This window comes from Arthrobacter sp. FW306-04-A, assembly GCF_044358315.1.
Taxonomy (GTDB): domain Bacteria; phylum Actinomycetota; class Actinomycetes; order Actinomycetales; family Micrococcaceae; genus Arthrobacter.
Genome location: NZ_CP084559.1, coordinates 1723902 through 1748894 on the forward strand (window position 1 = coordinate 1723902; position 24993 = coordinate 1748894).

22 protein-coding genes are annotated in these 24993 nt (G+C 63.9%); 13 read left to right on the top strand and 9 right to left on the bottom strand.

What is annotated here, in order from left to right; all coding sequences use genetic code 11:
• Complete coding sequence (gene sepH / locus LFT43_RS07850; protein ID WP_395802961.1) at window positions 1-1419, bottom strand: septation protein SepH; 1419 nt, start codon at window positions 1417-1419, stop codon at window positions 1-3.
• Window positions 1420-1704: 285 nt separating this feature from the next.
• Here sepH and LFT43_RS07855 point away from each other — a divergent pair, with 285 nt between their 5' ends.
• Window positions 1705-2001 carry a DUF4193 domain-containing protein gene (locus LFT43_RS07855; protein WP_268022785.1) on the top strand — a complete coding sequence of 99 codons (297 nt, stop codon included), beginning with the start codon at window positions 1705-1707 and terminating at the stop codon, window positions 1999-2001.
• Window positions 2002-2020: 19 nt separating this feature from the next.
• Here the strand turns inward: LFT43_RS07855 and LFT43_RS07860 are convergent, their stop codons facing one another.
• Window positions 2021-2506, bottom strand: a complete 486-nt coding sequence (locus LFT43_RS07860) for a DUF3093 domain-containing protein (protein WP_395802015.1) — start codon at window positions 2504-2506, stop codon at window positions 2021-2023.
• Between the two features lie 112 nt (window positions 2507-2618).
• Between LFT43_RS07860 and dut the strand changes: the two genes are divergently transcribed.
• The 4 genes from dut to LFT43_RS07880 all read left to right on the top strand — a co-directional run bounded on the left by dut (window position 2619) and on the right by LFT43_RS07880 (window position 5126).
• Window positions 2619-3131 carry a dUTP diphosphatase gene (gene dut, locus LFT43_RS07865; protein WP_395802017.1) on the top strand — a complete coding sequence of 171 codons (513 nt, stop codon included), beginning with the start codon at window positions 2619-2621 and terminating at the stop codon, window positions 3129-3131.
• A 111-nt stretch (window positions 3132-3242) separates the two neighbouring features.
• Window positions 3243-3992, top strand: coding sequence for a DUF3710 domain-containing protein (locus LFT43_RS07870; RefSeq protein ID WP_395802019.1), 750 nt, complete (start codon window positions 3243-3245; stop codon window positions 3990-3992).
• Between the two features lie 103 nt (window positions 3993-4095).
• Window positions 4096-4338, top strand: coding sequence for a hypothetical protein (locus LFT43_RS07875; protein WP_395802021.1), 243 nt, complete (start codon window positions 4096-4098; stop codon window positions 4336-4338).
• Entirely contained in the window at window positions 4335-5126 is a 792-nt protein-coding gene (locus LFT43_RS07880) for a DUF3159 domain-containing protein (protein ID WP_395802024.1), read from the top strand. The genes LFT43_RS07875 and LFT43_RS07880 overlap by 4 nt, the downstream gene beginning before the upstream one ends.
• Here LFT43_RS07880 and LFT43_RS07885 read toward each other — a convergent pair.
• Window positions 5096-5827, bottom strand: coding sequence for a potassium channel family protein (locus LFT43_RS07885; protein WP_395802026.1), 732 nt, complete (start codon window positions 5825-5827; stop codon window positions 5096-5098). The two genes, LFT43_RS07880 and LFT43_RS07885, sit on opposite strands and share 31 nt — an antisense overlap.
• Window positions 5824-6498, bottom strand: coding sequence for a potassium channel family protein (locus LFT43_RS07890; RefSeq protein ID WP_395802028.1), 675 nt, complete (start codon window positions 6496-6498; stop codon window positions 5824-5826). The genes LFT43_RS07885 and LFT43_RS07890 overlap by 4 nt, the downstream gene beginning before the upstream one ends.
• A 110-nt stretch (window positions 6499-6608) precedes the next feature.
• Between LFT43_RS07890 and LFT43_RS07895 the strand changes: the two genes are divergently transcribed.
• The 8 genes from LFT43_RS07895 (at window position 6609) to LFT43_RS07930 (ending at window position 18090) form a co-directional block, all read left to right on the top strand.
• Entirely contained in the window at window positions 6609-8582 is a 1974-nt protein-coding gene (locus LFT43_RS07895) for an APC family permease (RefSeq protein ID WP_395802030.1), read from the top strand.
• Entirely contained in the window at window positions 8582-9979 is a 1398-nt protein-coding gene (locus LFT43_RS07900) for a class I SAM-dependent RNA methyltransferase (RefSeq protein ID WP_395802032.1), read from the top strand. The genes LFT43_RS07895 and LFT43_RS07900 overlap by 1 nt, the downstream gene beginning before the upstream one ends.
• 142 nt (window positions 9980-10121) lie before the next feature.
• Window positions 10122-12935 (top strand): aconitate hydratase, encoded by a 2814-nt coding sequence (locus LFT43_RS07905; protein WP_395802034.1) that lies wholly within the window; start codon window positions 10122-10124, stop codon window positions 12933-12935.
• A gap of 152 nt (window positions 12936-13087) precedes the next feature.
• The gene (dxs, locus tag LFT43_RS07910; protein WP_395802036.1) at window positions 13088-15061 is read left to right on the top strand and encodes a 1-deoxy-D-xylulose-5-phosphate synthase; all 1974 of its coding nucleotides are present in this window, start codon (window positions 13088-13090) and stop codon (window positions 15059-15061) included.
• An 85-nt stretch (window positions 15062-15146) separates the two neighbouring features.
• Window positions 15147-15707: a hypothetical protein gene (locus tag LFT43_RS07915; RefSeq protein WP_395802038.1), complete on the top strand. Its 561-nt coding sequence runs from the start codon at window positions 15147-15149 to the stop codon at window positions 15705-15707.
• Window positions 15708-15737: 30 nt separating this feature from the next.
• On the top strand, window positions 15738-15953 hold the full coding sequence (locus LFT43_RS07920; RefSeq protein ID WP_265978955.1) for a hypothetical protein: 216 nt from the start codon (window positions 15738-15740) through the stop codon (window positions 15951-15953).
• Window positions 15954-16004: 51 nt separating this feature from the next.
• Complete coding sequence (locus LFT43_RS07925) at window positions 16005-16982, top strand: aldo/keto reductase (protein WP_395802040.1); 978 nt, start codon at window positions 16005-16007, stop codon at window positions 16980-16982.
• 10 nt (window positions 16983-16992) lie between these two features.
• Window positions 16993-18090 carry a nucleoside hydrolase gene (locus tag LFT43_RS07930; protein WP_395802042.1) on the top strand — a complete coding sequence of 366 codons (1098 nt, stop codon included), beginning with the start codon at window positions 16993-16995 and terminating at the stop codon, window positions 18088-18090.
• Here LFT43_RS07930 and LFT43_RS07935 read toward each other — a convergent pair whose 3' ends face one another.
• The 5 genes from LFT43_RS07935 to LFT43_RS07955 all read right to left on the bottom strand — a co-directional run bounded on the left by LFT43_RS07935 (window position 18091) and on the right by LFT43_RS07955 (window position 24967).
• Entirely contained in the window at window positions 18091-20241 is a 2151-nt protein-coding gene (locus tag LFT43_RS07935; protein ID WP_395802044.1) for a 3-hydroxyacyl-CoA dehydrogenase NAD-binding domain-containing protein, read from the bottom strand.
• Entirely contained in the window at window positions 20238-21521 is a 1284-nt protein-coding gene (locus LFT43_RS07940) for a thiolase family protein (protein ID WP_395802046.1), read from the bottom strand. Before LFT43_RS07940 ends, LFT43_RS07935 begins: the two co-directional genes overlap by 4 nt.
• Window positions 21522-21724: 203 nt before the next feature.
• Entirely contained in the window at window positions 21725-23101 is a 1377-nt protein-coding gene (locus tag LFT43_RS07945) for an HRDC domain-containing protein (RefSeq protein WP_395802048.1), read from the bottom strand.
• Between the two features lie 68 nt (window positions 23102-23169).
• Complete coding sequence (locus LFT43_RS07950; protein WP_395802050.1) at window positions 23170-23844, bottom strand: DUF3000 domain-containing protein; 675 nt, start codon at window positions 23842-23844, stop codon at window positions 23170-23172.
• Between the two features lie 61 nt (window positions 23845-23905).
• A complete protein-coding gene (locus LFT43_RS07955) occupies window positions 23906-24967 on the bottom strand; it encodes a threonine aldolase family protein (RefSeq protein WP_395802963.1) in 1062 nt (353 codons plus the stop codon).
• Window positions 24968-24993 lie beyond the last annotated feature (26 nt).

Consider the following 24993-nt stretch of genomic DNA (forward strand, 5'->3'; position numbering starts at 1 on the left):
CTAGTCTCCGCGCGTTCCGAAAACGATTTCATCCCAGCTGGGGATGCTGGAGCGCTTGGGCCGTGACGGCTGACGTTCGGCAGGGGCCGCGTCGGAAGATTCGTCCCCGTGGGGCGGGTTGTCAGAGGCCGAATCCACGCTCTCCGACGAGGTGGATGGTGCGGCCTTGTACCAGGAATCCTTCAGTCCGGCACGGGTGGGCTTCGGCTCGTCGCGTTCCCGCCGGGGAGCTCCGCCGAGCAATTCGTCCAGGCCTGCCCGCGGTGATGTTGATTCCTGGGATCGAGCCTCCTCCTGGGGGGCCTGCGAATCGCTGTCAGTCCTGCCGCGCAGAACGGTCACTGGGCGCAGGGGGCCGGGGATCACTGTGATTTCACGGGTATCCGTGCTGACGCCGTCGTGCAGCCGGAGGGAATCGTCTTCCTTGTCGTCATGCTGCGGAGCCAGGCTCAGCCGCGACAGCATGGAGGCACGTGCGTCACGACGGGTCGCGGCGGGGTCGGCTTCCGTCGGTTCGTCCGCGTCGGTTGACTTTTTGTCCGAAAGCCCGTCTTCGACGTCGCCCGGCCGGGGATGGGCGGCTGGAACACCGCTGCTCAGAAGCAGGGCCAACGCGTCGTCGCTGTCTTCGTCGAGGCCCAGCCGTTGGCCGCGGCGAGAGCGCAGCATGTCCAGGAGTCCATCGGCTTCCTTGGTGGCCGCGGCGGCCGCACGGGCCGCGGCGCCGCCGTCGGTCTCAAAATCAAAAGGCCGGTCGGAAACGGCGGCGAGCCGTCGTGCCGGTACGGGGCCATCAAGCGGCTCCAGTTCGCTGAGCTGCTGGGCCCAGCGGTTGGCGTTCTGGAGGGATTTCCGGGCGGGATTGAAGGTCCACATCGCCGGTGGCTCTTCGCCGATGCTTTCCAAGCTGCCTGGCTTGGTTTCGAAGCGCGCGACGACGGTCCACGCCCCATCGCTGCGGCGCCAGGAGTCCCACTCCACCGCTGAGGAGTCGATGCCGTAGGCCATGAGTCGGTGCGCAACCATCTCGCCAAGGCTTGCAGGGTCGTCGCCGAACGCTGCGCGGTACGTATCGTGGCCGGGTGCCGGGGCAGCGACTTCCACTTTGCGGGCCTGCTGCGCGATGTATTCCCGCTCGGCCAGCACAGGGCCCTCATAGCGCTGCACGTTGGCGAGCGGCAATCCTGACAGCTCCGCTACTTCCGCGGCCGTCGCACCGCTACGGATACGCGACTGAATGTCACGCGGGGACATGGCGACGGGCGTGATCGAAGCGCGGGCGGCCACCTGGGCAGGTGTCCGGCTCGCAGCAACACGCAACGCCTCGTCAATCGGAAGCTGGAACATTTCGCCGCCGGTACCGCTCAACAGGAGATGTCCGCCGTCGTCGTGGACGCCAACCAGCCGTAGATCCCGCATAAAATCCTCCACCATGGCCTATCTGACATTCGAAACTCTGCCACCCGGTGCAGCCTTTTCCTACTAGGACAAAGGGCGCGCCGCGATATTCCGCGATTTTCCGGGAATTTCCCCGCGCAACCGTCCCCGCGGGGCTATGGACATTTGGTGCGGCTGGGAGGACAATCTGCCCGATATCGGGCACAAAAATGCGGCCTCCTGCGTTACATCCTTAGACCGGAGCAGGTTCCGGTTGACTGGACCGCGAGCCCTACGTGAAGCACAAGGGAGAACGAAGAAGGGACCATGGCAACGGACTACGATGCCCCTCGGAAGACAGAAGAAGATACCGAGGACTCGATCGAGGAACTCAAGTCGCATCGCACCGAGAAGCAGTCATCGGCGGTTGACATCGACGAGACTGACTTGGCCGACGCCTACGAGCTCCCCGGGGCGGACTTGTCCGGCGAAGAGCTGCTGGTCCGTGTGCTGCCTCCGCAGGCGGACGAATTCACCTGTTTCAACTGCTTCCTGGTCAAGCACCGCTCCCAGATTGCACGGGAGAAAGACGGGCATCTTTACTGCAAGGAGTGCGAGAGCTGACCTGAGGGAACGGACCAGCCTACCTGGACAGGGCCGCCAGTAGTTCTTCAGGGCGGCGGGTGGAAGTCAGCCAGTACGGGGTACGGTCCGCAGGATCGGTGATTTCAATGCGCACCACGGGGTCGATCCAGCCACGGAGGCACATGAACGCCAGGCCATTAAGCCGGATTCCACGCTCTGCCGTGGCTTCGTCCTTACGGAATGCCGTGACTGCGCCGACGAATTCGCGCTGGATACTGGCGCGGCCCACCTGGACGGTGTCCCGGTCCACCACGATGGCCGGGGTGGACAACAGCAGCATGGTGGTCATGATCGCGAAGAGAACCAGCGCGGCGATGATGCCGGCGGTGATGCTGATCGGCGCAAACATCAGGATGCCGGCGGCAGACAAGCCGACCACGACAATCCAGATCCAGGGGGATGGCCAGAGCTTTTCCGCATACAGGACGCCCGTTCCACTTGAGGAGTGGTTCGGCGTGGGTACGGATGCAGTCGATTCAGGCATGCAACCAGTTTATCGGGACGGCGACCCCGGGAATTGACGCCCAGCAATCAGCGCCGCACCCGCTTGCGCCAACAACCGCGGCAGCATCCCGCGGACGATAGAATATCTGACTGTGAGCCATGAGACAGCAGTAGCCAGCCCCGCAGACATTTCCGCCGAATATGGCGCGCCGACCCTTCAGATCCAACTGAAAATGCTCGACGACGGCCTGGAAGCGCCGTCGTACGCCCACCCTGGGGACGCCGGTGCCGATTTGCGGGCCCGCACGGACGTATTCCTCGCCCCGGGGGAGCGGAAGCTCGTTCCTACAGGGGTCTCAATCGCGCTGCCAAACGGCTTCGTCGCATTGATTCACCCGAGATCGGGGCTGGCCACCAAGCACGGACTCACCGTGGTCAACGCCCCGGGCACGGTCGATGCCGGCTACCGAGGTGAAATTTCCGTGACGCTTTTGAATACGGACCAAAACCAGGCAATCGAACTCAAGCGCGGCGATAGAATTGCCCAAATGGTAATCCAGCGCGTCGAATACGCGCAGTTCGTGGCGGTGGAGGAATTGTCCGAGACCGCACGCGGCACCGGCGGTTTTGGATCCACCGGAGGCTTCGCGCCGGCCGTGAGCTAGCAACAACCCTCGGCAATCGACGCCATCCGGAGCTGATTGCCATGCTGCCCGCGAGTTGACGGGCAGTCTGCGGTTTACTGGGGGATAGACCACTACTAAGGAGACAACCCGATGCTTTTTGGGCGCGGAAAGAAGTCCAGGGCCGAGCAGCCGGAAGACAAGAATACCGAGCAGGCCAAGGCCCCGACGTCGCGGCAAGATGCCGGAACGGTAGCAAGTGGAATCGCCAAGGGCGACTTCCGGCTGTCCAAGGGGCCATTCGATGCCAGCGAAATTGATAGCCAAGAGGGTTACGTGGACCTTGGCGCATTGCTCATCGAGCCGTCTGAGGGCCTTCAACTGCGTCTCGAGGTGGAAGAAGCGACCCAGCGGGTAGTGGCCGTGACCATGGACCTGGACGGCTCGAGCCTTCAGCTCCAAGCTTTTGCTGCCCCCCGTTCCGAGGGACTTTGGGACGAGATCCGCGAACAGATCGGCCAGTCGGTGTCCAGCCAAGGCGGCGAAGTCGAGGAGATCCGCGGCACCTTCGGCACCGAACTCATCGCCAAGCTTCCCACGGAATCCGCCGACGGCGGGCGTGGTTTCAGAGCGGCCAGGTTCATGGGCGTGGATGGGCCCCGCTGGTTCCTCCGCGGGGTCATCGGGGGCCACGCCGCCTTGGACAGGGACGCTGCCGAGGGCCTGGAGAATCTTTTCCGTAAGGTCGTGGTCATTCGCGGAGACAACCCCATGCCGCCACGTGAACTGCTCCAGTTGAGGCTCCCCAAGGACGCTGCAGCCCCCGGACACCACGGCGCTCCCCAGGAAACACCGGAACTTCAGCAACCCGAACGCGGCCCGGAGATCACCCAGATTGGCTGACAAAGCGCCCCGCGCCGCTGCCGCGAATGGCAGCCGGGCATCCTTGCCGCTGACTGAGCTCCCTTTGCGTGGCAGAGTCAACTGCACGGGTTTTATCGAGTCGGTGACCTACCAACCCGCCAACGAGCAAGCACACTTCTCGGCAATCGTCGTCGACCGGATCGCGCACAGGGGAGAGACCGGTCCATTGGCCCGCTTGCGCGTCATCTGGCTGGGCCGCCGTAAGGTCCCCGGCATCGAACCCGGGTCTGTCCTTCGCCTCGAAGGAATGGTCACGCTTCGGGACGGGCTGCCCACCATGTTTAATCCGCGCTATGAAATCCTCTCCCGGCAGGAGCACCAATGACCGTCGCCAACGGACCCGGCCCCCACGAAAAACCAGCGCAGGAAAAGCCAGGTCAGGCAGAGGGGTCCCGTCAGGAAACGCAAGGGCCAAGTATTGCGGACATCGCCGCCGGCTACGCAGAAAAGGCCGGGCTTCAACGGAACAGCCACGGGCACGTGGATATCCTCAAGTCGGCCGGGGGTATTCAAGGGATAGCCGAGAGCATTGTGCCGGGCCTCGTATTCCTGATCGCCTTCATGGCCACCCGCGACCTTCCAGCGTCCCTTATTGCATCCCTCGCGGCGGCGGCTGTCTTTACCGTGGTCCGGCTTGTCCAGCGGCGTCCGCTGACCCAGGCGCTTGCCGGGATCGCCGGTGTCGCAATTTCCGCTTGGCTCGCCAACACCACGGGCAAAGCCGAGGACTTCTACGTCCTGGGCTTCTACACGAACATCGCCTACATCGTGGGAATGGTGCTGTCCATTGTGCTCAAGTGGCCCATTGCCGGCCTGCTCTTCGGTTTTGTCCGCAACGAAGGCTTCGATTGGCGGAAGAACCCGGAGCGCTTGCGGGCCTACACCATCGGCACCTGGGTGGTCATCGCTGTCCTGGCGCTACGGCTTGTGGTCCAGGTTCCCCTGTACTTCATGGGCGAGCCCGGACTGGCCGCGCTCGCTACCATGAGGCTGATCATGGGCGCCCCGCTGTACATACTTGGCCTCTGGATTGCCTGGCTCCTGACCCGGCCGACGCCAAGCCAGAAGCCAAACAAGGATCCTCAGCCGTCGAAGCCGTCGTCGTCGGACTGATCCGAAAACTCGTCCTCGACCTCAACTGATCCGTGGTCGGCCGCCGACGGGGACAACAGGGCCCTGAGCCCGTCCTCTGCCGCAATGGTCGTGACGAAGAACAGCTCGTCGCCGCCGTCGATCACGTCATCACGGCTGGGCGTGATGGGCGCGTGATCGCGGAGGATCGCCACAAGGGTGGCGTCTTCAGGCCATTCAATGCCGCCCACTGTGCTGCCCATGATGTGCGAATCGTGGGGGACCGTGAACTCCACGAGCGAGGACACACCCGTCTGCAAGGTCAGCAGGCGGACAAGGTCACCGATTTCCACGGCTTCTTCCACGAGCGCCGTCATGAGCTGCGGAGTGTTGACCGCGACGTCGACCCCCCAGGAATCGTTGAACATCCAGTCGTTCTTGGGGTTGTTCACGCGTCCCACCGTGCGGCCCACACCGAACTCGGTCTTGGCCAGCAAGGACACCACAAGGTTGACCTTGTCGTCACCGGTCGCGGACACGACGACGTCGGCCCCTTCCAGTTTTGCTTCCTGAAGCGTGCTCAATTCGCAAGCATCGCCCACCAGCCAACGCGCCCCACGGAGGCCGCTGCGCCCGATGACCTCAGGCTTGAGGTCGATCAGCATGATCTCGTGGTTGTGGGCGAGCAATTCGCGCGCGATCGATGAACCGACGCTGCCCGCGCCGACAATAACGACTTTCACTCAGACTCCTTGGCGGGTGCGCCGGCGAGGACGCGGGCCACCTCGGCGCTGCGGTCCAGGTTCAACATGGCGTGCACAGTGTCACCTTCCTGGTACGCCGTTCCGGCCTGGGGCAGGACGCCCTCTCCGAAACGGGTGAGGAAAGCGATGCGGATCCCGGAAGCTGCTTCGATCGCAGTCAGCGGGTGCCCGATCCACCCTTCGTTCAGGTCAACCTCAGACAAGACCAGTCGGCCGGAAGGCTCGCGGTAATCGCCAGCCAGGTGTTGTTCGGGCAGGATGCGGCGCAGGACCTGGTCCGCGCTCCAGCGCACCGCGGCAACGGTGGGGATGCCCAGGCGCTGGTAGATTTCGGCGCGGCCGGGATCGTAGATGCGGGCAACCACGTGTGAAACATGGAAAGTTTCACGGGCTACCCGGGTGGCGAGGATGTTGGAATTGTCTCCGCTGGAGACGGCGGCAAAGGCGTACGCTTCTTCGCAACCTGCCTGCTTCAGCGTGTCCCGGTCAAAGCCGACGCCGGTGACTTTCCGGCCGGTGAATCCGCTGCGCAGGCGACGGAAAGCACGGTCGTCCTGGTCGATGATTGCCACTGAATGGCCGGCGTCTTCCAAGGTGTGCGCCAACGTTGCGCCCACTCGTCCGCAACCCATGATCACAAAGTGAGCCACGGTTTCTCCTTCACTCTTATGCATGCCGCTCGGTAAGACTCTACCGGGGCAAGTCTCGGAAGCCAGTCCGCCGTCATGACATCGCGTTAGATTCAGAGTAGCTTTGCGGAGTGCTGACAATTCTCAACGCCGCGAAGCGGGTGTTGGTGGGGCGGCCGTTCCGGAACGATCGTCTGGCCCACACCCTGCTTCCCAAGCGCATTGCGCTGCCGATTTTCGCCTCGGACGCCCTGTCCTCTGTGGCGTATGCCCCCGACGAAATCCTGCTGACGCTGGCCCTCGCGGGCGTGAGCGCCGTCGCCATTTCGCCGCTGGTTGGACTCGCCGTCATGGTGGTCTTGCTCACGGTTGTTGCCTCGTACCGGCAAAACGTCCACGCTTATCCTTCCGGCGGTGGCGACTACGAAATCGCCAACGTCAACCTTGGGAAGTTCGCGGGCCTGACCGTCGCGGCCGCTTTGTTGGTGGACTACGTCCTCACGGTCGCCGTATCGATGTCCTCCGCGGCCGCGTACCTGACCACCGCGATCCCCTCCTTGCATGGGCAGCAGGCACTCATCGCCACTGTCGGCGTCGTGATCTTGGCCCTGGTGAACCTTCGCGGCATCAAGGAGGCCGGCAGTGTCTTTGCGGTTCCCACCTACATCTTCATGTTCTCTATCCTGGGCATGACGGCCGTAGGCATCTTCCAGGCGGTCACAGGCCAACTGGGCGAAGCGCCGTCGGCCGCTTTTACGATCGTCCCGCAAGAAGGATTCGACCAAGGACTGGTCGGCTTGGCCGGGGCGTTCCTGCTCCTTCGGGCCTTCTCCTCCGGTGCAGCCGCCCTGACCGGCGTGGAGGCCATCAGCAACGGTGTGCCGAACTTCAAGAAGCCCAAGAGCAAGAACGCTGCCACGACCCTTCTCTTGCTGGGGGTCATCGCCTCGGCCATGCTCGCGGGCATCATCTACCTTGCCAACGCCACCAAGGTCCACATCGTGCTGGACCCGGCCAAGGAATTCCTCCTCAACGGCCAACCGCTGGCGGACGACTACATCCAGAACCCGGCCATCAGCCAGATTGCGGAAACTATTTTCGGCTCGGGATCCATCCCGTTCTATATCGTCGTCGCGGCCACGGGCGTCATCCTCGTCTTCGCTTCCAACACGGCTTTCAACGGATTCCCCGTCCTCGGCTCCATCCTCGCCCAGGATGGATACTTGCCCCGCCAGCTGCGCACACGCGGAGATCGCCTGGCCTTCAGCAACGGCGTCCTCGCACTTGCGGCCGGGGCCCTTGTCCTCATCATTTCCTTCAATGCCGACGTCACCAAGCTGATCCAGCTCTACATCGTGGGTGTCTTTATTTCCTTCACGATGAGCCAGCTGGGCATGGTGCGGCACTGGGGCAGGGAACTCAAACTTGCCCGGGACAAAGCTGTCCGGCTCAGAATATTGAAGTCCCGCACCATCAACATGCTCGGCTTCTGCATGACGGCCTTGGTGCTGACCATCGTGCTCATCACCAAGTTCGAACAAGGAGCCTGGATCGCACTCCTGGCTATGTTCGTGCTGTTCCTCATCATGTGGAGCATCCGGGCCCACTATGACAACGTGGCCAAGGAACTGGCCGTTGACGAGGACTCCTCTCCACGCGCGCTACCCACCAGGGTCCACGCCGTGCTGCTGGTGTCCCATGTCCGCAAACCGGTGCTGCGGGCACTCGCCTACGCAAGGGCATCGCGGCCGTCCAGGTTGGACGCCATCATTGTCGACATCGACCATGGCGAGACAACCCACACCGTGGAGGCCTGGGACAAGCTGGACATCCCGGTACCGTTGACGGTGTTGGCGAGCCCATACCGGGAAACCGTCACGCCCATCCTGGATTACGTCAAGAACATGCGCCGGGATTCCCCGCGCGACCTGATCGTCGTGTACATCCCGGAGTATGTCGTCGGCAAATGGTGGGAACAGCTTGTGCACAACCAGACCGCACTGCGCATCAAGGCCCGGCTTCACTTTGAACCCGGCGTGATGGTGGCAAGCGTTCCATGGCAATTGAAGTCGTCCGAGGAAGCAAAGGCACTGCAGGATACCTAATGACCCACCCCAGCAATACGGAATCCAGCACGCCCACCGCCCAGGACGGAGCTGCCAAGGAACTTGTGGTGGACGTCGGCGCCATCGCCCACGGCGGCCACTTTGTCGCTCGGCACGAAGGCAGGGTCATCTTCGTCCGGCACGGCATCCCGGGGGAGAAGGTCCGGGTCCGGCTGACCGACTACGCCGAGTCTTCCCGTTTCTGGCGCGCCGACGTCGTCGACGTCCTGGAGGCGTCGGACGACCGGACGCGCCATTTCTGGGCACTTGCCGACTCCCTTGCCGCCTGGCGGAAGGGCGGACCGCCCGTGGGCGGTGCCGAACTCGGGCACGTGACACTGGAACGTCAGCGCGTGCTCAAGTCCGAAGTCCTCGGCGAGCAGCTGAAGCGGCTCGCCGGCGTCGAGTTGAACGTCGAGGTGGAGCCCGCCGCCGCACATGATCCAGCTTCCGACGGCGGTGCAGCGTCCGACGGCGGCACAGGCCTCGGCTGGCGAACGCGGGCCAGTTTTGCCGTCACCCCGGGCGGTCGCCTGGGAATGCACGCCCACCGCTCCGACGTCGTCATTCCGGTTCGCGAGATGCCGCTCGCGCTTCCGGGCATCAATGACTTGCGGCTGTGGGACATCGATTTGCACGGTATTTCACGGGTGGAAGTTGCGGCACCTGCCAACGGATCACGTCCGCTGGTCCTCCTCGCCCCGGAGGAGGGTACCGACGCCCGGCGGCTCAACCGGATCCTGGGACAGCTCCCGCACGATGTTTCCGTGGCGAGCTTCGACCCGGCCCGCGGCGAAGTGTTGCAGTTGCGCGGCAGGACCTGGGTCCAGGAGTCGGCGGCCGGTCATGAATACCGGGTCACAGGGGAGGGCTTCTGGCAGATCCACAAAGACGCTCCGGACACTCTGGTGGGGGCGGTGACGGGATTCCTGCGCGACGGCGGCTACCTCCTTCCGGGATCGGCCGTGGCCGATCTTTACGCGGGAGCCGGATTGTTTACGGCGCCCCTGGCGGACTCGGTGGGGATCACCGGTTCTGTGCTATCAGTCGAAGGATCGCCCGGCACAAGCCGGGATGCCCGGAAGAACCTGCATGGCGAACCCCATGTGGAGATAGTCCAGGGCCGCGTGGAACGGGTCCTGCGGCAACGCCCCCGCAATTTCGATTCCCTGGTGATCGACCCGCCACGGGCCGGTGCGGGCAAAGCCGTGGTCAGCCAGCTCATCGAGTCCGGACCGCGGGCAATCGCCTATGTGTCGTGTGATCCGGCCTCTTTCGCGCGTGATCTGGGGTACTTCCGGAACGGAGGCTGGCGGCTTGAAGCACTCCGGGCCTTTGACCTGTATCCGCACACGCACCACCTGGAGACCGTTGCGTTGCTGGTGCCCGCGGCGTAGGCGCCACTACGATGGTGGAGAAGTTCCAAGTCGCGCTTCACTTCTCCACCGACCAACGGCAGTCGCTCAGATTAGGCTTGCCTAACTAGCTAGCGGTCAACCGCGCGACAAAGATGAAAGCTGTTGCGAGAGGAGTCCTGCCATGAGCACTGTGGACAGCTTCGGTTCCAAAGGCGTACTGAATGTAGCCGGCACCGATTATGAAATTTTCCGGTTGAACTCCGTTGAAGGCGCTGACAGCCTTCCGTTCAGCCTTAAAGTATTGCTTGAAAACCTCCTGCGGACGGAAGATGGCGCCAACATAACGGCCGACCACGTCCGCGCCCTGGCCGGTTGGGACCCGGATGCCCAGCCAGACACCGAGATCCAGTTCACCCCGGCTCGAGTCATTATGCAGGACTTCACCGGTGTTCCCTGTGTCGTCGACTTGGCCACCATGCGTGAAGCCGTCAAGGACCTCGGCGGCGACCCCAAGCGCGTCAATCCGCTGGCTCCGGCCGAGATGGTCATTGACCACTCCGTCCAGATCGACGCCTTCGGCAACTCCGGCGCCCTTGAGCGCAACATGGAGATCGAATACCAGCGCAACGGCGAGCGTTACCAGTTTCTGCGCTGGGGCCAGACTGCTTTTGACGACTTCAAGGTTGTTCCCCCGGGAACCGGCATCGTCCACCAGGTCAACATCGAATACCTGGCACGCACCGTCATGACCCGCGAAGTTGACGGCGTCCTCCGTGCCTACCCGGACACCTGCGTCGGCACCGACTCCCACACCACCATGGTCAACGGCCTGGGCGTGCTGGGCTGGGGTGTGGGCGGCATCGAAGCCGAGGCTGCGATGCTCGGCCAGCCCGTCTCCATGCTGATCCCGCGCGTCGTCGGCTTCAAGCTCACCGGCTCCATTCCCGCGGGTGCCACCGCCACCGACGTCGTCCTGACCATCACTGAGCAGCTGCGCAACCACGGCGTGGTCGGCAAGTTCGTGGAGTTCTACGGCGAAGGCGTTGCGGCTGTGCCGCTGGCCAACCGCGCCACCATCGGTAACATGAGCCCGGAGTTCGGCTCCACGGCAGCGATGTTCCCGATCGACGACGTCACGCTCGAGTACCTGCGCCTCACCGGCCGCTCCGATCAGAACGTCGCCCTGGTCGAGGCCTACGCGAAGGAACAGGGCCTCTGGCACGATCCCTCGCACGAGATCAAGTTCTCCGAGTATCTCGAGCTCGACCTGTCCACGGTTGTTCCCTCCATCTCGGGCCCGAAGCGTCCCCAGGACCGCATCATCCTCACGGAGTCCAAGGCCCAGTTCCGCCAGGACCTGCGCAACTACGTGAAGGAAGACCTGGCCGACGGAAGCCTGGACGAAGCGATTGACGAGAGCTTCCCGGCCTCGGACTCGCCGTCGTTCACAGCTACTGCGACCCACTTGGCCGACGTAGCGCCGCACGCACACGGCCCGAAGTCCAATGGTCGTCCGTCGAACAAGGTCAGCGTCACAACAGCTGATGGCCGCGAGTTCGAACTGGACCACGGTGCCGTCTCGATTGCTTCGATCACGTCCTGCACCAACACGTCCAACCCCTCCGTGATGCTGGCTGCCGCGCTGCTTGCCCGCAACGCCGTGGACAAGGGCCTCGCCTCCAAGCCGTGGGTCAAGACTTCGGTCGCTCCCGGCTCCAAGGTTGTCACGGACTACTACGAGAAGTCCGGCCTGACCCCCTACTTGGAGAAGCTCGGCTTCTACATCGTCGGCTATGGCTGCGCCACCTGCATCGGGAACTCCGGGCCCCTCGACGCCGAAATCTCCGAGGCCATCCAGGCCAACGATCTTTCCGTCACCGCCGTCCTCTCCGGCAACCGCAACTTCGAAGGCCGCATCAACCCGGACGTCAAGATGAACTACCTGGCCTCCCCGCCGCTGGTCATCGCCTACGCCCTGGCCGGAACCATGGACTTCGACTTCGACGCGGATCCGCTGGGTCAGGACCAGGACGGCAACGATGTCTTCTTGAAGGACATCTGGCCGAACCCCGTCGAGGTCCAGAAGGTCATCGATTCCTCGATCGACAAGGAAATGTTCGCCCGTGGCTACGAGGGCGTCTTTGACGGCGACGACCGCTGGAAGGCGCTCAACACCCCGGCAGGCGACACCTTCGCCTGGGACGCCAAGTCCACGTACGTCCGGAAGCCCCCGTACTTCGAAGGCATGAAGGCGCAGCCGGATCCGGTAACGGACATCGCCGGCGCCCGCGTGCTGCTGAAGCTCGGCGACTCCGTCACCACCGACCACATCTCCCCGGCCGGTTCCTTCAAATCGGACACCCCTGCAGGCCAGTACCTTCTGGCCAACGGTGTGGAACGCAAGGACTTCAACTCCTACGGCTCGCGCCGTGGCAACCACGAGGTCATGATCCGCGGTACCTTCGCGAACATCCGCATCAAGAACCAGCTGCTTGAAGGCGTCGAAGGTGGCTTCACCCGCGACTTCACCCAGGCGGACGGCCCGCAGGCCTACGTCTACGACGCCGCCCAGAACTACCAGGCCGCCGGCACGCCGCTGGTTGTCCTGGCTGGCAAGGAATACGGCTCCGGTTCGTCCCGCGACTGGGCTGCCAAGGGTACCGCGCTGCTGGGCGTGAAGGCTGTCATCGCCGAAAGCTACGAGCGTATCCACCGCTCCAACCTCATCGGCATGGGCGTCCTCCCGCTGCAGTACCCTGCCGGTGAATCCGCGGCGTCCCTGGGCCTGGTCGGCACGGAAATGTTCTCCGTCGAGGGCGTCACCGAGCTGAACAACGGCACGACGCCGAGGACGCTCAAGGTCACGGCAACGGCAGAGGACGGCAGCACCAAGTCGTTCGATGCCGTGCTGCGCATCGATACCCCGGGCGAAGCCGACTACTACCGCAACGGCGGAATCCTGCAGTACGTCCTGCGCCAGATCTCCGCACACTAGCGGTAATTAGCGCAGACGCCGCCTGAGCCAAAAGGCAACCGCTACAGCCCCGGATGGTCATTGACCAACCGGGGCTGCAGCCGTTCCGACGGCTTCGTGGCGGCCAAGGCGTTAGAGTTGTATAGCACGTCAATCACCCTAAGGAGGGGCCGTTGGGACTTTTGGAGACAATCCGGAACCCGCAGGACCTGAGCAAGCTCACTAGCCAGCAGTTGGAGCAGCTTGCCGGCGAGATCAGGACTTTCCTCATCACCAACGTCGCTCAAACGGGTGGACACCTCGGACCGAACCTTGGCGTGGTGGAACTGACCATGGCCATCCATAAGGTCTTCGATTCACCGCGAGACAGCATCGTCTTCGACACCGGCCACCAGTCCTATGTCCATAAATTGTTGACGGGACGGCAGGACTTCAGCACCCTCCGGCAGCAAGGCGGCATGTCCGGGTATCCCGATCGTGGCGAGTCCGAGCACGACATTGTAGAGAGTTCCCACGCTTCATCATCCCTGTCCTGGGCGGACGGGATCTCCCGTGCCCGGCAATTGACAGGGGAAGGCGATCGCTGCGTCGTCGCCGTCGTGGGTGACGGCGCCTTGACAGGCGGCATGGCTTGGGAGGCGATCAACAACATTGCCGCGGACAAACGCCGCCGCGTGGTGATCGTCGTGAACGACAACGGCCGCTCCTATGCCCCCACAGTCGGCGGCTTGGCAGACTATCTCGCTTCACTGCGTCCCACGATCGATTCCTTCCGCGCTGCTCCCACCTACGAGGTTGTGTTGGATTGGTGGAAGAAGAAGCTGCAGAACGGCGGTCCGATCGGCCAGTTCACCTACAAGAGCCTGCATGCCATGAAGAAGGGCATCAAGGATTGGTGGGCCCCGCAAGGCATGTTTGAAGACCTCGGCATGAAGTACATAGGCCCTGTCGACGGCCACAACATGCGTGCTCTCGAACACGCACTCACTACGGCCCGCAATTATGGCGGACCGGTGATCGTCCACGCCATGACCGAAAAGGGCCACGGCTATGCGCCCGCCCTTGCCAATGAGGCAGACCAATTCCACGCCGTCGGAATCATCGACCCCGAGACCGGCGAACCCACTGAGGCCGGTGGGGCCCGTTCCTGGACGTCGGTCTTCGCCGAGGAAATCGCGGACATTGCCGACGAACGCAAGGACATTGTGGGCATCACCGGGGCCATGCTGATCCCTGTTGGTCTGCACAAGTTTGCGGAACGGCATCCGGAAAGGGTGATCGACGTCGGCATCGCAGAACAGCACGCCCTCACCTCGGCCGCAGGCATGGCCTTCGGGGGACTGCACCCGGTGGTTGCCGTGTACGCCACCTTCCTCAACCGCGCTTTCGATCAGCTCCTCATGGACGTTGCCCTTCACAAGGCTGGAGTCACGGTCGTCCTGGATCGCGCCGGCGTGACCGGCCCGGACGGCGCCAGCCACCACGGCATGTGGGACATGGCCATGGTCCAGATTGTTCCGGGACTTCATCTGGCGGCTCCGCGCGATGCCAGCCGCCTCCGGGAAGAACTCCGTGAGGCCGTCGCGATCGCTGACGCGCCCAGCGTGGTGCGCTTCTCCAAGGGCAGCGTTGGAAGCGAGATCGATGCGATCGAACGGCTTTCCGACGGCGTCGACGTGCTGGCTCGCCGGCCCGAAGGCTCCACCGAGAACGACGTCCTTATTGTCAGCGTCGGCGCCATGTCCGAGCTCGCCCTTGACGTCGCGTCCAGGCTCGGTTCCCAAGGCATCAGTTCCACGGTGGTGGATCCGCGCTGGGTCCTGCCGGTTCGCAAGTCCATCATTGCCCTCGCCGCCCGGCACCGATTGGTGATCTGCATCGAAGACGGCGTCCGTGCTGGTGGGGTCGGTTCCCGGATCCGCCAGGAGATGCGCGCGGCCGGCGTGGACACTGCCCTCAACGAGGTGGGCCTTCCGGTCGAATTCCTCGACCATGGAACCAGGAGCCAAGTGCTTGAGCGCGTCGGGCTTACGGCCCAACAGATAACGCACGACGTCGTCGCGCAGGTTCTGGGGACAAAGGTACCTTTCGCACGTGCCCTGCCGGGACAGGAACACCCCACCACAGGCAGCCTCCCCAAGCTGTGACCGGGGACGTATTCAACAAGCAGGCACCCTTCGACGGCACAGGACCCAGCAGTACCTGCGTCGAACGGTTTAGAAAAGGACGGGCATGAGCGGCATTATTCGCACCTACAAGCGCGACGACGAAGCAGTCCTGCATTTCCGGGAGGCCTGGTACGACGACGAATTCAAGCAGTTCCTCATCAACCACGGAGTCGTCGGGCACCAGAGCAGTACTGACGAAACCGACGTCGAGGACGAGGCCGCCGTCGAAGGACTCATGACGGCCTTTGCCGCGCAATGCGAGGAGGACGGTTACGCGGAGATCCCGGAGACTGAGCAGTTCTGGGTGGTCGCCCAGATCGCGCTGAAGACAAAGGACGGCACCGAGCGCGACCGCTATCTTGAACGAAAGGCCAAGGCCGCCCTGACCAGCGAACTGGCCTGGCGGGGTCTCGGGACCGTGGACCGTTCCGAAATCGGCGAGGCGAAGCTCAACATCTATTGCCTGTGCCCGGATGTCAACAAGGCCGTCAATGCGATCAAGGTGTGTATCCGCGGGGAAGACCTCGACTTCACCAAGCTGAGCATCGCGGCGGCACCCCATGCCGAACCTAGCTCCTTCAAAGTAAAACACTCGCCGAAAACCGGCGTGGGCTTTACTCTCTAAGGACCACACCTCCGCTTGGAAGGGACAACCATGGCGCCCAAGAGCAACTGGCCCGGGCACACTCCGCTGCCGAAGGGCTTGTCCGCTCCGGCACGCAGGGCGCTTGCCCACGAAGGGCTGGAGACCTTGGAGCAGCTCGCTGAGTTCGGTGAGTTGCGGGTGGCAGCTTTGCACGGCATGGGTCCAAAGGTCATGGCCCAGTTGCACGACGCGATGGAAGAAGCAGGCATCGCGTTTGGGTCCTGAGTGGCCAAACTAGTGGCCAACTGTCCTCCGCCGGCATTGTAGGGTGAAATCATGACTGAATATCGCCGTCTTGGAAATTCCGGATTGACCGTCTCAGTAGTCGGTTTGGGGTGCAACAACCTCGGCCGGGCCAATACCGCCACGGAATCGCAGGAAGGCACCAATGCGGTGGTGCATGCCGCTTTGGATGCCGGCGTCACCCTTTTCGACGTTGCTGACACCTACGGCCGCGAGCCTGGCCTCAGCGAGACCATGCTCGGCGTCGCGCTGAAAGGCCGCCGGGAGGACGCCATCGTGGCCACGAAGTTCGGCATGGACATGCACGGCGCCAACGGCAACGACTTCGGTGCCCGGGGATCACGACGCTACATCATCCAGGCCGCGGAGGCGTCACTGCGCCGCCTTGGCACCGACTGGATTGACCTGTACCAGCACCACACTCCGGATCCGCTCACGCCTGTGGAGGAGACCCTCGCGGCCCTCGATGACCTCGTGACGAGCGGCAAGGTCCGGTACATCGGCCATTCCAACCGTGCTGGCTGGCAAATCGCCGAGGCCGAATACGTCGCCCGGATGCAGGGCGGTGCCCGGTTCATTTCAACGCAAAACCACTACAACCTCCTGGACCGCCGTGCGGAACTTGAAGTAGTGCCGGCCGCCCAAGCCTTTGGGCTCGGTGTCCTGCCGTATTTCCCTCTGGCAAACGGCCTCCTCACCGGCAAATATGCACCAGGAAGCGCCCCGGAGGGTTCGCGCCTCAGCCACACCCGAACCAACATGGTCAACGACGCCGATTGGGTCCAGTTGGGCCGGTTCAGCCAATTCGCCAAAGAACGGAACCTAACCGAATTGCAGCTGGCCTTCTCCTGGCTGGCTGCCCAGCCCGCAGTCAGCAGCGTCATTGCAGGCGCTACACGCCCCGAGCAGATCGCAGAAAATGCGAAAGCGGTGCGCTGGGTGCCGACGGAGGAAGACCGCGTCGAATTGGATGACATCTTCCCGCGTTCGCCAAAGGTTGCCCTTTTCTGAGGAATTCGCGGTGAGGGAGGATCCGACGCCGGTGGCTGGCTTCAGGGAGCCCGTGAGCTTGCTGGTGGACTGCGACACGGGAATCGACGACGCCCTGGCGCTGGCCTACCTGTGCAGCCAGCCACATGTCGAACTCGTGGCCGTAAGCTGCACCCCCGGCAACGTCGCTGCGGAACAGGTCGCGCGCAACAACCTGTCTTTGCTCGAGCTGTGCGGCCGCCCTGAGGTGCCCGTTGCCATCGGTGCCCGGGCGCCGCTGCGGATCCCGCTGGTCACTACGCCCGAAACGCACGGTCCCCATGGCATCGGCTACGCCGAGCTGCCGGAACCGCGTGGGAAGGTGAACGGCCGCGACGCGGTCGAACTCTGGGTGGACGCAGCCCGGGCACGGCCGGGGGAGCTGACTGCGCTGCTGACAGCGCCGCTCACCAACTTCGCACTTGCCCTGCGTGCCGAACCGCGGCTGCCGGAACTGCTGCGTGGCGCCGTGATCATGGGCGGCAGTTATTACTACCAAGGCAATACGACTCCCACCTCGGAGTGGAACACGCACGTTGATCCTCACGCCGCGGCCGAAGTGTTCGCTGCCTTCTCCGGACTCCCTGAGGATCGGCTGCCGGTGGTGTGCGCCCTGGAAACCACGGAACGGATCGAGATGAAGCCAGAACACGTAGCCGCCTTGGCCGTGGAGGCAGGCTGCACGGAACCTGAACTTGTCCTGCCGGATCAGCCGGAAGGGCGGCGCAGCACCGCTTCCAACGAACTCGTGCGGCATGTCAGTGACATGGTTCGCTTCTACTTCGAGTTCCACCGCCGTCACGACCACGGCTACGTGGCGCACATCCACGATTACTTCGCCGCGTCCGTCGCCGCCGGGACCGTCGGATTTCGCACTCGCACCGCCACAGTGCATGTCGAGACCGCTGCCCCCAGGCTCATCGGAACCACCGTGGCGGATTTTCGCGGGCTCTGGGGCGAGCCGCCCAACGCGCGCATCGTCTCGGAGAACCACCCTGGGGAGGCTTTCGCCGAATTGGTGCGCTCATTGGGCGGCCTCGGCCGGCGGCTGGGAAACCGGTACGACAGGAATGCCCCCGAGGCCAGTTAGTTAGCCGGCAGCCGGCTTCGAAGCAATTCCGGGAGCCAGGAAGCGTTTGCCGTTGACACGCTCGGATGCCCCCACGCGGTCCAGATAAGGCGTGATGCCGCCGAGGAACATCGGCCAGCCGGCACCGAGGATCACACAGAGGTCGATGTCTTCCGGCCCGGCCACCACGCCTTCAGCGAGCATGAGTCCGATTTCCTCGGCGAGGGCGTCCTGGGTTCGGCGAAGTACTTCCTCGGCCGTGGACGGCGTGGTGCCGAAGGACATGAGCGCCAGCGTCTCTGCCGGGATGACCGGTGCTCCGTCGGGACCGGGTGCCCAGAGGGACTTGACACCGTTGTCAATCAGTTTCTGCAGGTTCTGGGATACCGCAAACCGCTCCCCAAAGGCTGCATGCAGCGATTCCTGGACGTGCTGGGCCACTGGAAGGCCCACCATCGCGCTGAGGGTGAACGGGCTCATCGGCAGGCCCATGGGACGCAGCGCCGAATCGGCAACTTCTGCCGGGGTTCCTTCATCAAACGCGGCGATAACTTCGCCCGTGAGCCGCAGCAAGATCCGGTTGACGACGAACGCGGCGGCGTCCTTGACCAAAACGGCTGTCTTCTTCAAGCCCTTGGCAAGTTCGAAAGCGGTGGCCAGGACGGCGTCGTCGGTCTTTGGCGCGCGCACGATCTCCAGGAGCGGCATCACCGCAACCGGGTTGAAGAAGTGGAAACCGACCAAGCGCTCCGGGTGCTGCAGGCCTTCAGCCATCGCTGTCACGGACAGCGAGGAGGTGTTGGTCGCGAGGATGCACTCGGGGGAGACGATCGCCTCCACTTCGGCAAAGACCTGCTTCTTGACGTTGAGTTCCTCGAACACGGCTTCGATGACGAAGTCGGCGTCGGCGAATGCCTCTTTGGAAACGGAGCCGCTGACCAGGGCTTTGGTCCGGTTGGCGGCGTCGGAGCTGATCCGCTTCTTGCCGAGCAGCTTGTCCACCTCGGAGTGGACGTAAGCGACACCTTTGTCCACGCGCTCTTGGTCGATGTCCGTCAGGACGACGGGCACCTTGAGCTGGCGCGCGAAAAGCAGGGCGAGCTGACTCGCCATCAGCCCGGCACCCACGACGCCGATCTTCGTCACGGGGCGCGCGAGCCTGCGGTCCGGCGCGCCCGCAGGCCGCTTGGACCGTTTCTGCACGAGGTCCAGGAAAGCGTAGACAGTGGAACGGAACTCGTCCGTCTGCATCAAGTAAGCGAGCGTCTCGCATTCCAAGGCTGCGGATTCCGCTTTGCTCATGGTGCGGTTGGCCTCGAGGATATCCAGCACCTTCGCGGGTGCCGGCGAAGCGTTCGAGGTCTTGGCTTCCACGAACGCACGCCCTGCCGCCACGGCTCCAGCCCAGCGTTCGGCAACGGCCGCATCCGCCGGATCCACGGAATTGCCGCGTTTTGGGATGGTCTCGCCGGAAATCACTTTCGCTGCCCAGGCGATGGATTGCTCCACAAAATCCGCCGGTTCGAAGATGGCGTCGGCAATACCGAGCTGGAAAGCCTGGGGACCGGTGAGCGTCCGGTTGTTGCTGAGCGGGTTCTCGATCATGACTTTGACCGCGTTTTCCGGGCCGATGAGGCGCGGCAGGATGTAGACGCCGCCCCAACCCGGGACAAGCCCGAGGAACGCTTCAGGCAAGCCGAGAGCGCCAGCGCCGGTGGAGACCGAGCGGTAAGTGGACTGGAGGGCGATTTCGAGGCCACCACCGAGGGCGAGGCCATTGATGAAGGCAAAGCTGGGGATACCCAGATCGGCGAGCGTCGCATAGACGTCATGGCCCAGCTGTGCCATCCACAGGCCGTGGTCCCGATCTTCGAGCCGCTTGACCGCGGAGAGATCCGCGCCGGCCACGAGGAAGTACGGCTTCCCCGTGACGCCGACGCCGACGATCTCGCCGCGGGCAGCGCGCCCCTTGAGTCCTTCAAGGACCGTGCCGAGCTCCACGAGGGTATTCGGTCCAAGAGTGGTGGGCTTGGAGTGGTCCAGTCCGTTGTCCAGGGTGATCAGGGCGAAAGTTCCTGCGTTGCCGGGAAGTTCGATGTCCTGGACGTAGGAGTGGGTCACGGTCTCATCCGGGAAAAGTCCGGCCAGTTTCTGGAATTCGGCGGCGCTCATGCTGCGGCTCCCTTGGTTTCGGTGGCAGCGGAGGTCTCTGTCGCGCTGCCGTAGCTGTTGTAGTTGGCGTGACGCGGGTTCTCCCAGATCACCGTCGCGCCCATGCCAAGGCCAATACACATTGTGGTGAGCCCAAAGCGGACTGACGGGTCCTCTTCGAACTGGCGTGCCAATTGGTTCATGAGCCGGACGCCGGAGGACGCCAGGGGGTGCCCGACGGCGATAGCCCCGCCGTAACGGTTGACGCGGGGGTCGTTGTCGGCGATTCCGAAGTGGTCGAGGAAACTCAGTACCTGCACAGCGAAGGCCTCGTTGATCTCAAACAGGCCGATGTCCTCGATGCCGAGGCCGGCGTTCTTGAGGGCTTTCTCGGTGGCCGGGACCGGTCCGATACCCATGACTTCGGGTTCGACGCCCGCGAATGCATAGGAGACCAACCGCATCTTCACGGACAGGCCGAGTTCTTCGGCAGCCTCGGCCGAGGCCAGGAGTGCCGCGGTCGCGCCGTCGTTCAAGCCGGCTGCATTTCCCGCGGTGACGCGGCCGTGGGACCGGAACGGTGTGCGCAGCTCCGCGAGATCGTCCACGGTGGTCCCCGGGCGCGGCGGCTCGTCAACGGTGTTCACTGTCCAGCCTTGTCCTGGCTTCATGGTGGCGACCGGGACCAGGTCCGGCTGGATCTGGCCTTTGCCGTAGGCGGCCGCAAGTTTCGCCTGGGATGCCGCCGCATAGGTGTCGGTGCGCTCTTTGGTGATGGCGGGGAAGCGGTCGTGAAGGTTCTCGGCCGTGTTGCCCATGTTCAGCGCAGCTGGATCCACGATCCGCTCGGACATGAACCGCGGGTTCGGATCGGCGCCGGACCCCATCGGGTGGTTGCCCATGTGCTCTACGCCGCCGGCAATCACGACGTCGTATGCGCCGAAACCGATGCCGCTCGCCGTGGTCGTGACGGCGGTCATTGCCCCGGCACACATGCGGTCGATGGCAAAGCCGGGCACGCTGCGGGGGAGGCCGGCCAGAAGTGCGGCGGTGCGTCCGATGGTCAGTCCCTGGTCGCCGGTTTGTGTGGTGGCGGCGATGGCGACTTCGTCAACCCGATCGGCAGGCAAGGCCGGATTGCGCCGCATCAGTTCGCGGATGCACTTCACCACGAGGTCGTCGGCACGGGTGCCTGCATAGATGCCCTTTTCGCCCGCTTTGCCGAAGGGCGTCCGGACACCGTCCACGAAGACGACCTCGCGGACTGCCCGCGCCCTGGCGCTGTTCCCGGTATGGCTCATGTGTGTGGCTCCTCGTTGAGACATGGATGCCGGACAGCCCTCACAGGGGAAGCCGGTGTCATTTACGGCCATGTTACTCGTCAGTAACATAGTGCGCAAGGAGGTCACTACCGATCCTCGCTCACATATGAACGGTTTCCGGCGGATCCTCGCTCACATCACCAAGGAATCCACTTGGAAAAGGCCCCGGATATGAGCGGGTCTCAAGGGGAGGCGGGAGCCTCAGGCGAAGTGGCCGGGTCCTGGGACTTCGGAGCCAGGATCCGCGGCTCTTTGGGTTCCTTGGGCGGCAGCGGTTGCGGATTCAACGAGGCCTCGGTGATGATCGGTGCTGTGATAGCGATTTGCCATTCCCGGGCGCCGAGGGTGCGTAGCTCTTCCGCTATGGACTCGACTGTGATGTCCGACGGCGGCCGCCACAGCACACGCCGCATGTAATCCGGAGTGAGCAGGTTCTCCACGGGAAGTTTGAGCTCGTCGGCGGCTGCCTGAAGTCGTGGCCGGGCAGTCCCGAGGCGCGCTGCGGCTTCGGGGTCACGGTCCGTCCAGACGCGCGGTGGCGGGGGAGCATTGGTTGGAAGATGCAGCGGGGGAAGTTCTTCGGTGTTCCTTACAGCGGCAATGCAGCGCAGCCAGCGCGGTGCTTCCCGCTGTGCGGCCCGTCCGTGGAAGCCCTTGGTGGCCAGGAGCTGCGGAACGGTGCTCGGCATGGCCTTTGCCGCGGCGACCAAGGCTGAATCGGGAATCAGGCGGCTCGGAGCAACATCCCGCTTGCGTGCCAGCTGGTCCCGCTCATGCCACAGCTCGCGCACGGCTGCCAGTTGGCGGCGATCACGGATCTGGTGCAGGCCGGAGGTCTTGCGCCACGGATCGACCCGAGGGGCGGGGAGGCCTGCCGCGAGGATGCCGGCGAATTCCTGTTCGGCGAAGTCGAGCTTGCCATCGGCTTCCAGGAGTTCGATAAGTTCTTCGCGTAGCTCAGCGAGGACCTCGACGTCGAGGGCCGCGTATCGCAGCCACGGTTCGGGGAGGGGGCGGGTGGACCAGTCAGCCGCTGAATGTTCCTTGGCGAGGCCGAAGCCCAGGAGCTGCTCGATAACGGCTGCGAGGCCGACTCGGGGCAGTCCGGCAAGCCGTGCGGCGAGCTCGGTATCGAAGAGCTTGTCCGGCCACATGCCGAGTTCGGCCAGGCACGGAAGATCCTGCGTCGCGGCATGCAGGATCCACTCGACGCCACCGAGCGCTTCGTTGATGATCTTCAGGTCATCGAAGGGCTCGGGGTCGATCAGCCAGGTACCTGCGCCGTCACGCCGGATCTGTACCAGGAAGGCGCGTTGTCCGTAGCGGAAGCCGGAGGCACGCTCTGCGTCGACTCCGGCGGGACCGGTTCCTGCGGCGATGGCGGCGGCGCAGCGCTCCAGGCCGGTCAGGGTATCGATGACAAGGGGTACGCCCTCGCGTGGGGCATCAAGATCGATGATTTCGGGTATCCGGCCCTCAAAGCCGTCCACCGTGATGTGGGGGGTGGGATCAGCAGCCGGGGCGCCGGCCGTGGTGGGTTCCAGATTTTCAGGGGTCATGGTGCCTTCAGTTTACCGACTCTGTTCGGGGCCGGTCCGGCCGGGATTCCAACGAGCTCCCACGGTTTTCATGTGAGCCGCCTATTTGGCAACGGTGTGACCCCGGGAGGCAGGGGAGGGAGTCCCGCGAACGTGCAGACCATGTCGCACCACGCCTCCAAGTGTGCCTGGGCATCGGAAGACGCCGGTGTCCACGAGGCGCGGAGTTCGATGTCGATGGTTTCCGGCCTTTCGGCCAAGGTGCCGAAGCTCTCGGACAGGATGCGCGTGGCTGTTCCGCCCGCCGCCCGGTAGTGGGCCGAATGGCTCTCGAGAGCGTCCACGAGCCAAGTCCAGGCCACGGAACCGAGCATCGCATCGTTGCCCATCTCCGCTTCCAGCTGGGCCCTGATGTAGGTGACGATCCGGAATTCCCCGTCCCACACTGCCGAGCCGTCCGGATCATGGAGGAGGATGAACCTGCCTGTCGCGAGTTCATCGTCTTCGTCATCGTCCGCACCGGGCGAACCGATGGTGCCGGGAGTATTTTCTTTGGTGAATGCCATGGCCGCGGGGCCATGGACAGGGGTTCGGCCAGGACGCGTCGAGCGGCTGAAGACTTCTGCCCCCAAGGCCACTGCATATGGGGCCAAGCGGGAGGGCGCCGGAATCTCCGCGAGCTGCAGCTCACTCCGGCACTGTGCTTTTCGTAGCGTTCCCAACGCATGCAAGAAATCCGCGGGAACCTGTGCGAGTGCGTTCACCTTCGCAGATTATGTGTCCGGGGCGGCGAAAGCTTGAAGCCACGCCGCCCCGTCCAGTGGCCTATAGCGAGGCCAGCTCGCGTTTGATTGCGGCAACGAAGGAATCGATGTCCTCTTCCGTGGTGTCGAAAGAACACATCCAGCGCACTTCTCGGTTCGCTTCGTTCCAGTCGTAGAACTTGAAGGAGGAACGGAGGCGGTCGGCGACGCCGGCCGGAAGCACTGCGAAGACCCCGTTGGACTCGGTGGCCTGCGTCGGCTCCACACCGTCGATGGAATCTACCGCGGCACGTAGCCGGGCGGCCATGGCGTTGGCGTGCTCCGCTGAGCGAAGCCACAGCCCGGACTCCAAGAGCGCGATGAACTGGACCGAAATGAAGCGCATCTTTGAGGCCAGCTGCATATTCATCTTTCGGAGGAACTTCAGCCCATGTGCGGCCTCCGGGTTCAGTGCAACCACCACCTCGCCGAACAGCAACCCGTTCTTGGTCCCCCCGAAGGACAAAATGTCCACGCCGGCGTCGCGGGTAAACGTTCGCAGCGGCACGCCCAGGTGGGCGGCGGCGTTGGCGAGACGGGCACCATCCATGTGCAGCTTCATGCCCTTGGCGTGGATATGGTCGGCGATCGCCCGAATTTCTTCGGGCGTGTAGCAGGTGCCGAGTTCAGTGGTCTGAGTGATGGAAACCGCAAGCGGCTGCGCGCGATGCTCGTCGCCCCAGCCCCAGGCCTCGCGGTTGATCAGATCGGGAGTCAGCTTGCCGTCCGGGGTGGGGACCTGAAGGAGCTTGATGCCGCCGATGCGCTCGGGGGCACCGTTTTCGTCCATGTTGATGTGAGCGGTGGAGGCGCAGATCACGGCACCCCAGCGCGGCAGCAGCGACTGCAGGGACAAGACATTGGCCCCGGTGCCGTTGAACACGGGGAAACACTCGATCCCTGAGCCGAAATGCTGTTCCATGACTTCCTGGAGGCGTTCCGTGTACTGGTCGTCACCGTAGGAGACTTGGTGGCCGCCGTTTGCTGCTGCCAGGGCCGCCAGGATTTCAGGGTGGACTCCGGAGTAGTTGTCCGAGGCGAAACCGCGGACGGAGGGATCGTGGAGGCGCCCTGCGGCTTCCATGTCCAGGGCCGCCGGGAATTCTTTTG

Excerpts from the sequence above, each read along its gene's own strand:
- sepH (WP_395802961.1), bottom strand. The coding sequence starts at position 1,419 with ATGCGGGATCTACGGCTGGTTGGCGTCCACGACGACGGCGGACATCTC.
- LFT43_RS07855 (WP_268022785.1), top strand. The coding sequence starts at position 1,705 with ATGGCAACGGACTACGATGCCCCTCGGAAGACAGAAGAAGATACCGAG.
- LFT43_RS07860 (WP_395802015.1), bottom strand. The coding sequence starts at position 2,506 with ATGCCTGAATCGACTGCATCCGTACCCACGCCGAACCACTCCTCAAGT.
- LFT43_RS07870 (WP_395802019.1), top strand. The coding sequence starts at position 3,243 with ATGCTTTTTGGGCGCGGAAAGAAGTCCAGGGCCGAGCAGCCGGAAGAC.
- LFT43_RS07880 (WP_395802024.1), top strand. The coding sequence starts at position 4,335 with ATGACCGTCGCCAACGGACCCGGCCCCCACGAAAAACCAGCGCAGGAA.
- LFT43_RS07900 (WP_395802032.1), top strand. The coding sequence starts at position 8,582 with ATGACCCACCCCAGCAATACGGAATCCAGCACGCCCACCGCCCAGGAC.
- LFT43_RS07905 (WP_395802034.1), top strand. The coding sequence starts at position 10,122 with ATGAGCACTGTGGACAGCTTCGGTTCCAAAGGCGTACTGAATGTAGCC.
- LFT43_RS07915 (WP_395802038.1), top strand. The coding sequence starts at position 15,147 with ATGAGCGGCATTATTCGCACCTACAAGCGCGACGACGAAGCAGTCCTG.
- LFT43_RS07920 (WP_265978955.1), top strand. The coding sequence starts at position 15,738 with ATGGCGCCCAAGAGCAACTGGCCCGGGCACACTCCGCTGCCGAAGGGC.
- LFT43_RS07925 (WP_395802040.1), top strand. The coding sequence starts at position 16,005 with ATGACTGAATATCGCCGTCTTGGAAATTCCGGATTGACCGTCTCAGTA.
- LFT43_RS07935 (WP_395802044.1), bottom strand. The coding sequence starts at position 20,241 with ATGAGCGCCGCCGAATTCCAGAAACTGGCCGGACTTTTCCCGGATGAG.
- LFT43_RS07940 (WP_395802046.1), bottom strand. The coding sequence starts at position 21,521 with ATGAGCCATACCGGGAACAGCGCCAGGGCGCGGGCAGTCCGCGAGGTC.
- LFT43_RS07945 (WP_395802048.1), bottom strand. The coding sequence starts at position 23,101 with ATGACCCCTGAAAATCTGGAACCCACCACGGCCGGCGCCCCGGCTGCT.
- LFT43_RS07955 (WP_395802963.1), bottom strand. The coding sequence starts at position 24,967 with ATGGAAGCCGCAGGGCGCCTCCACGATCCCTCCGTCCGCGGTTTCGCC.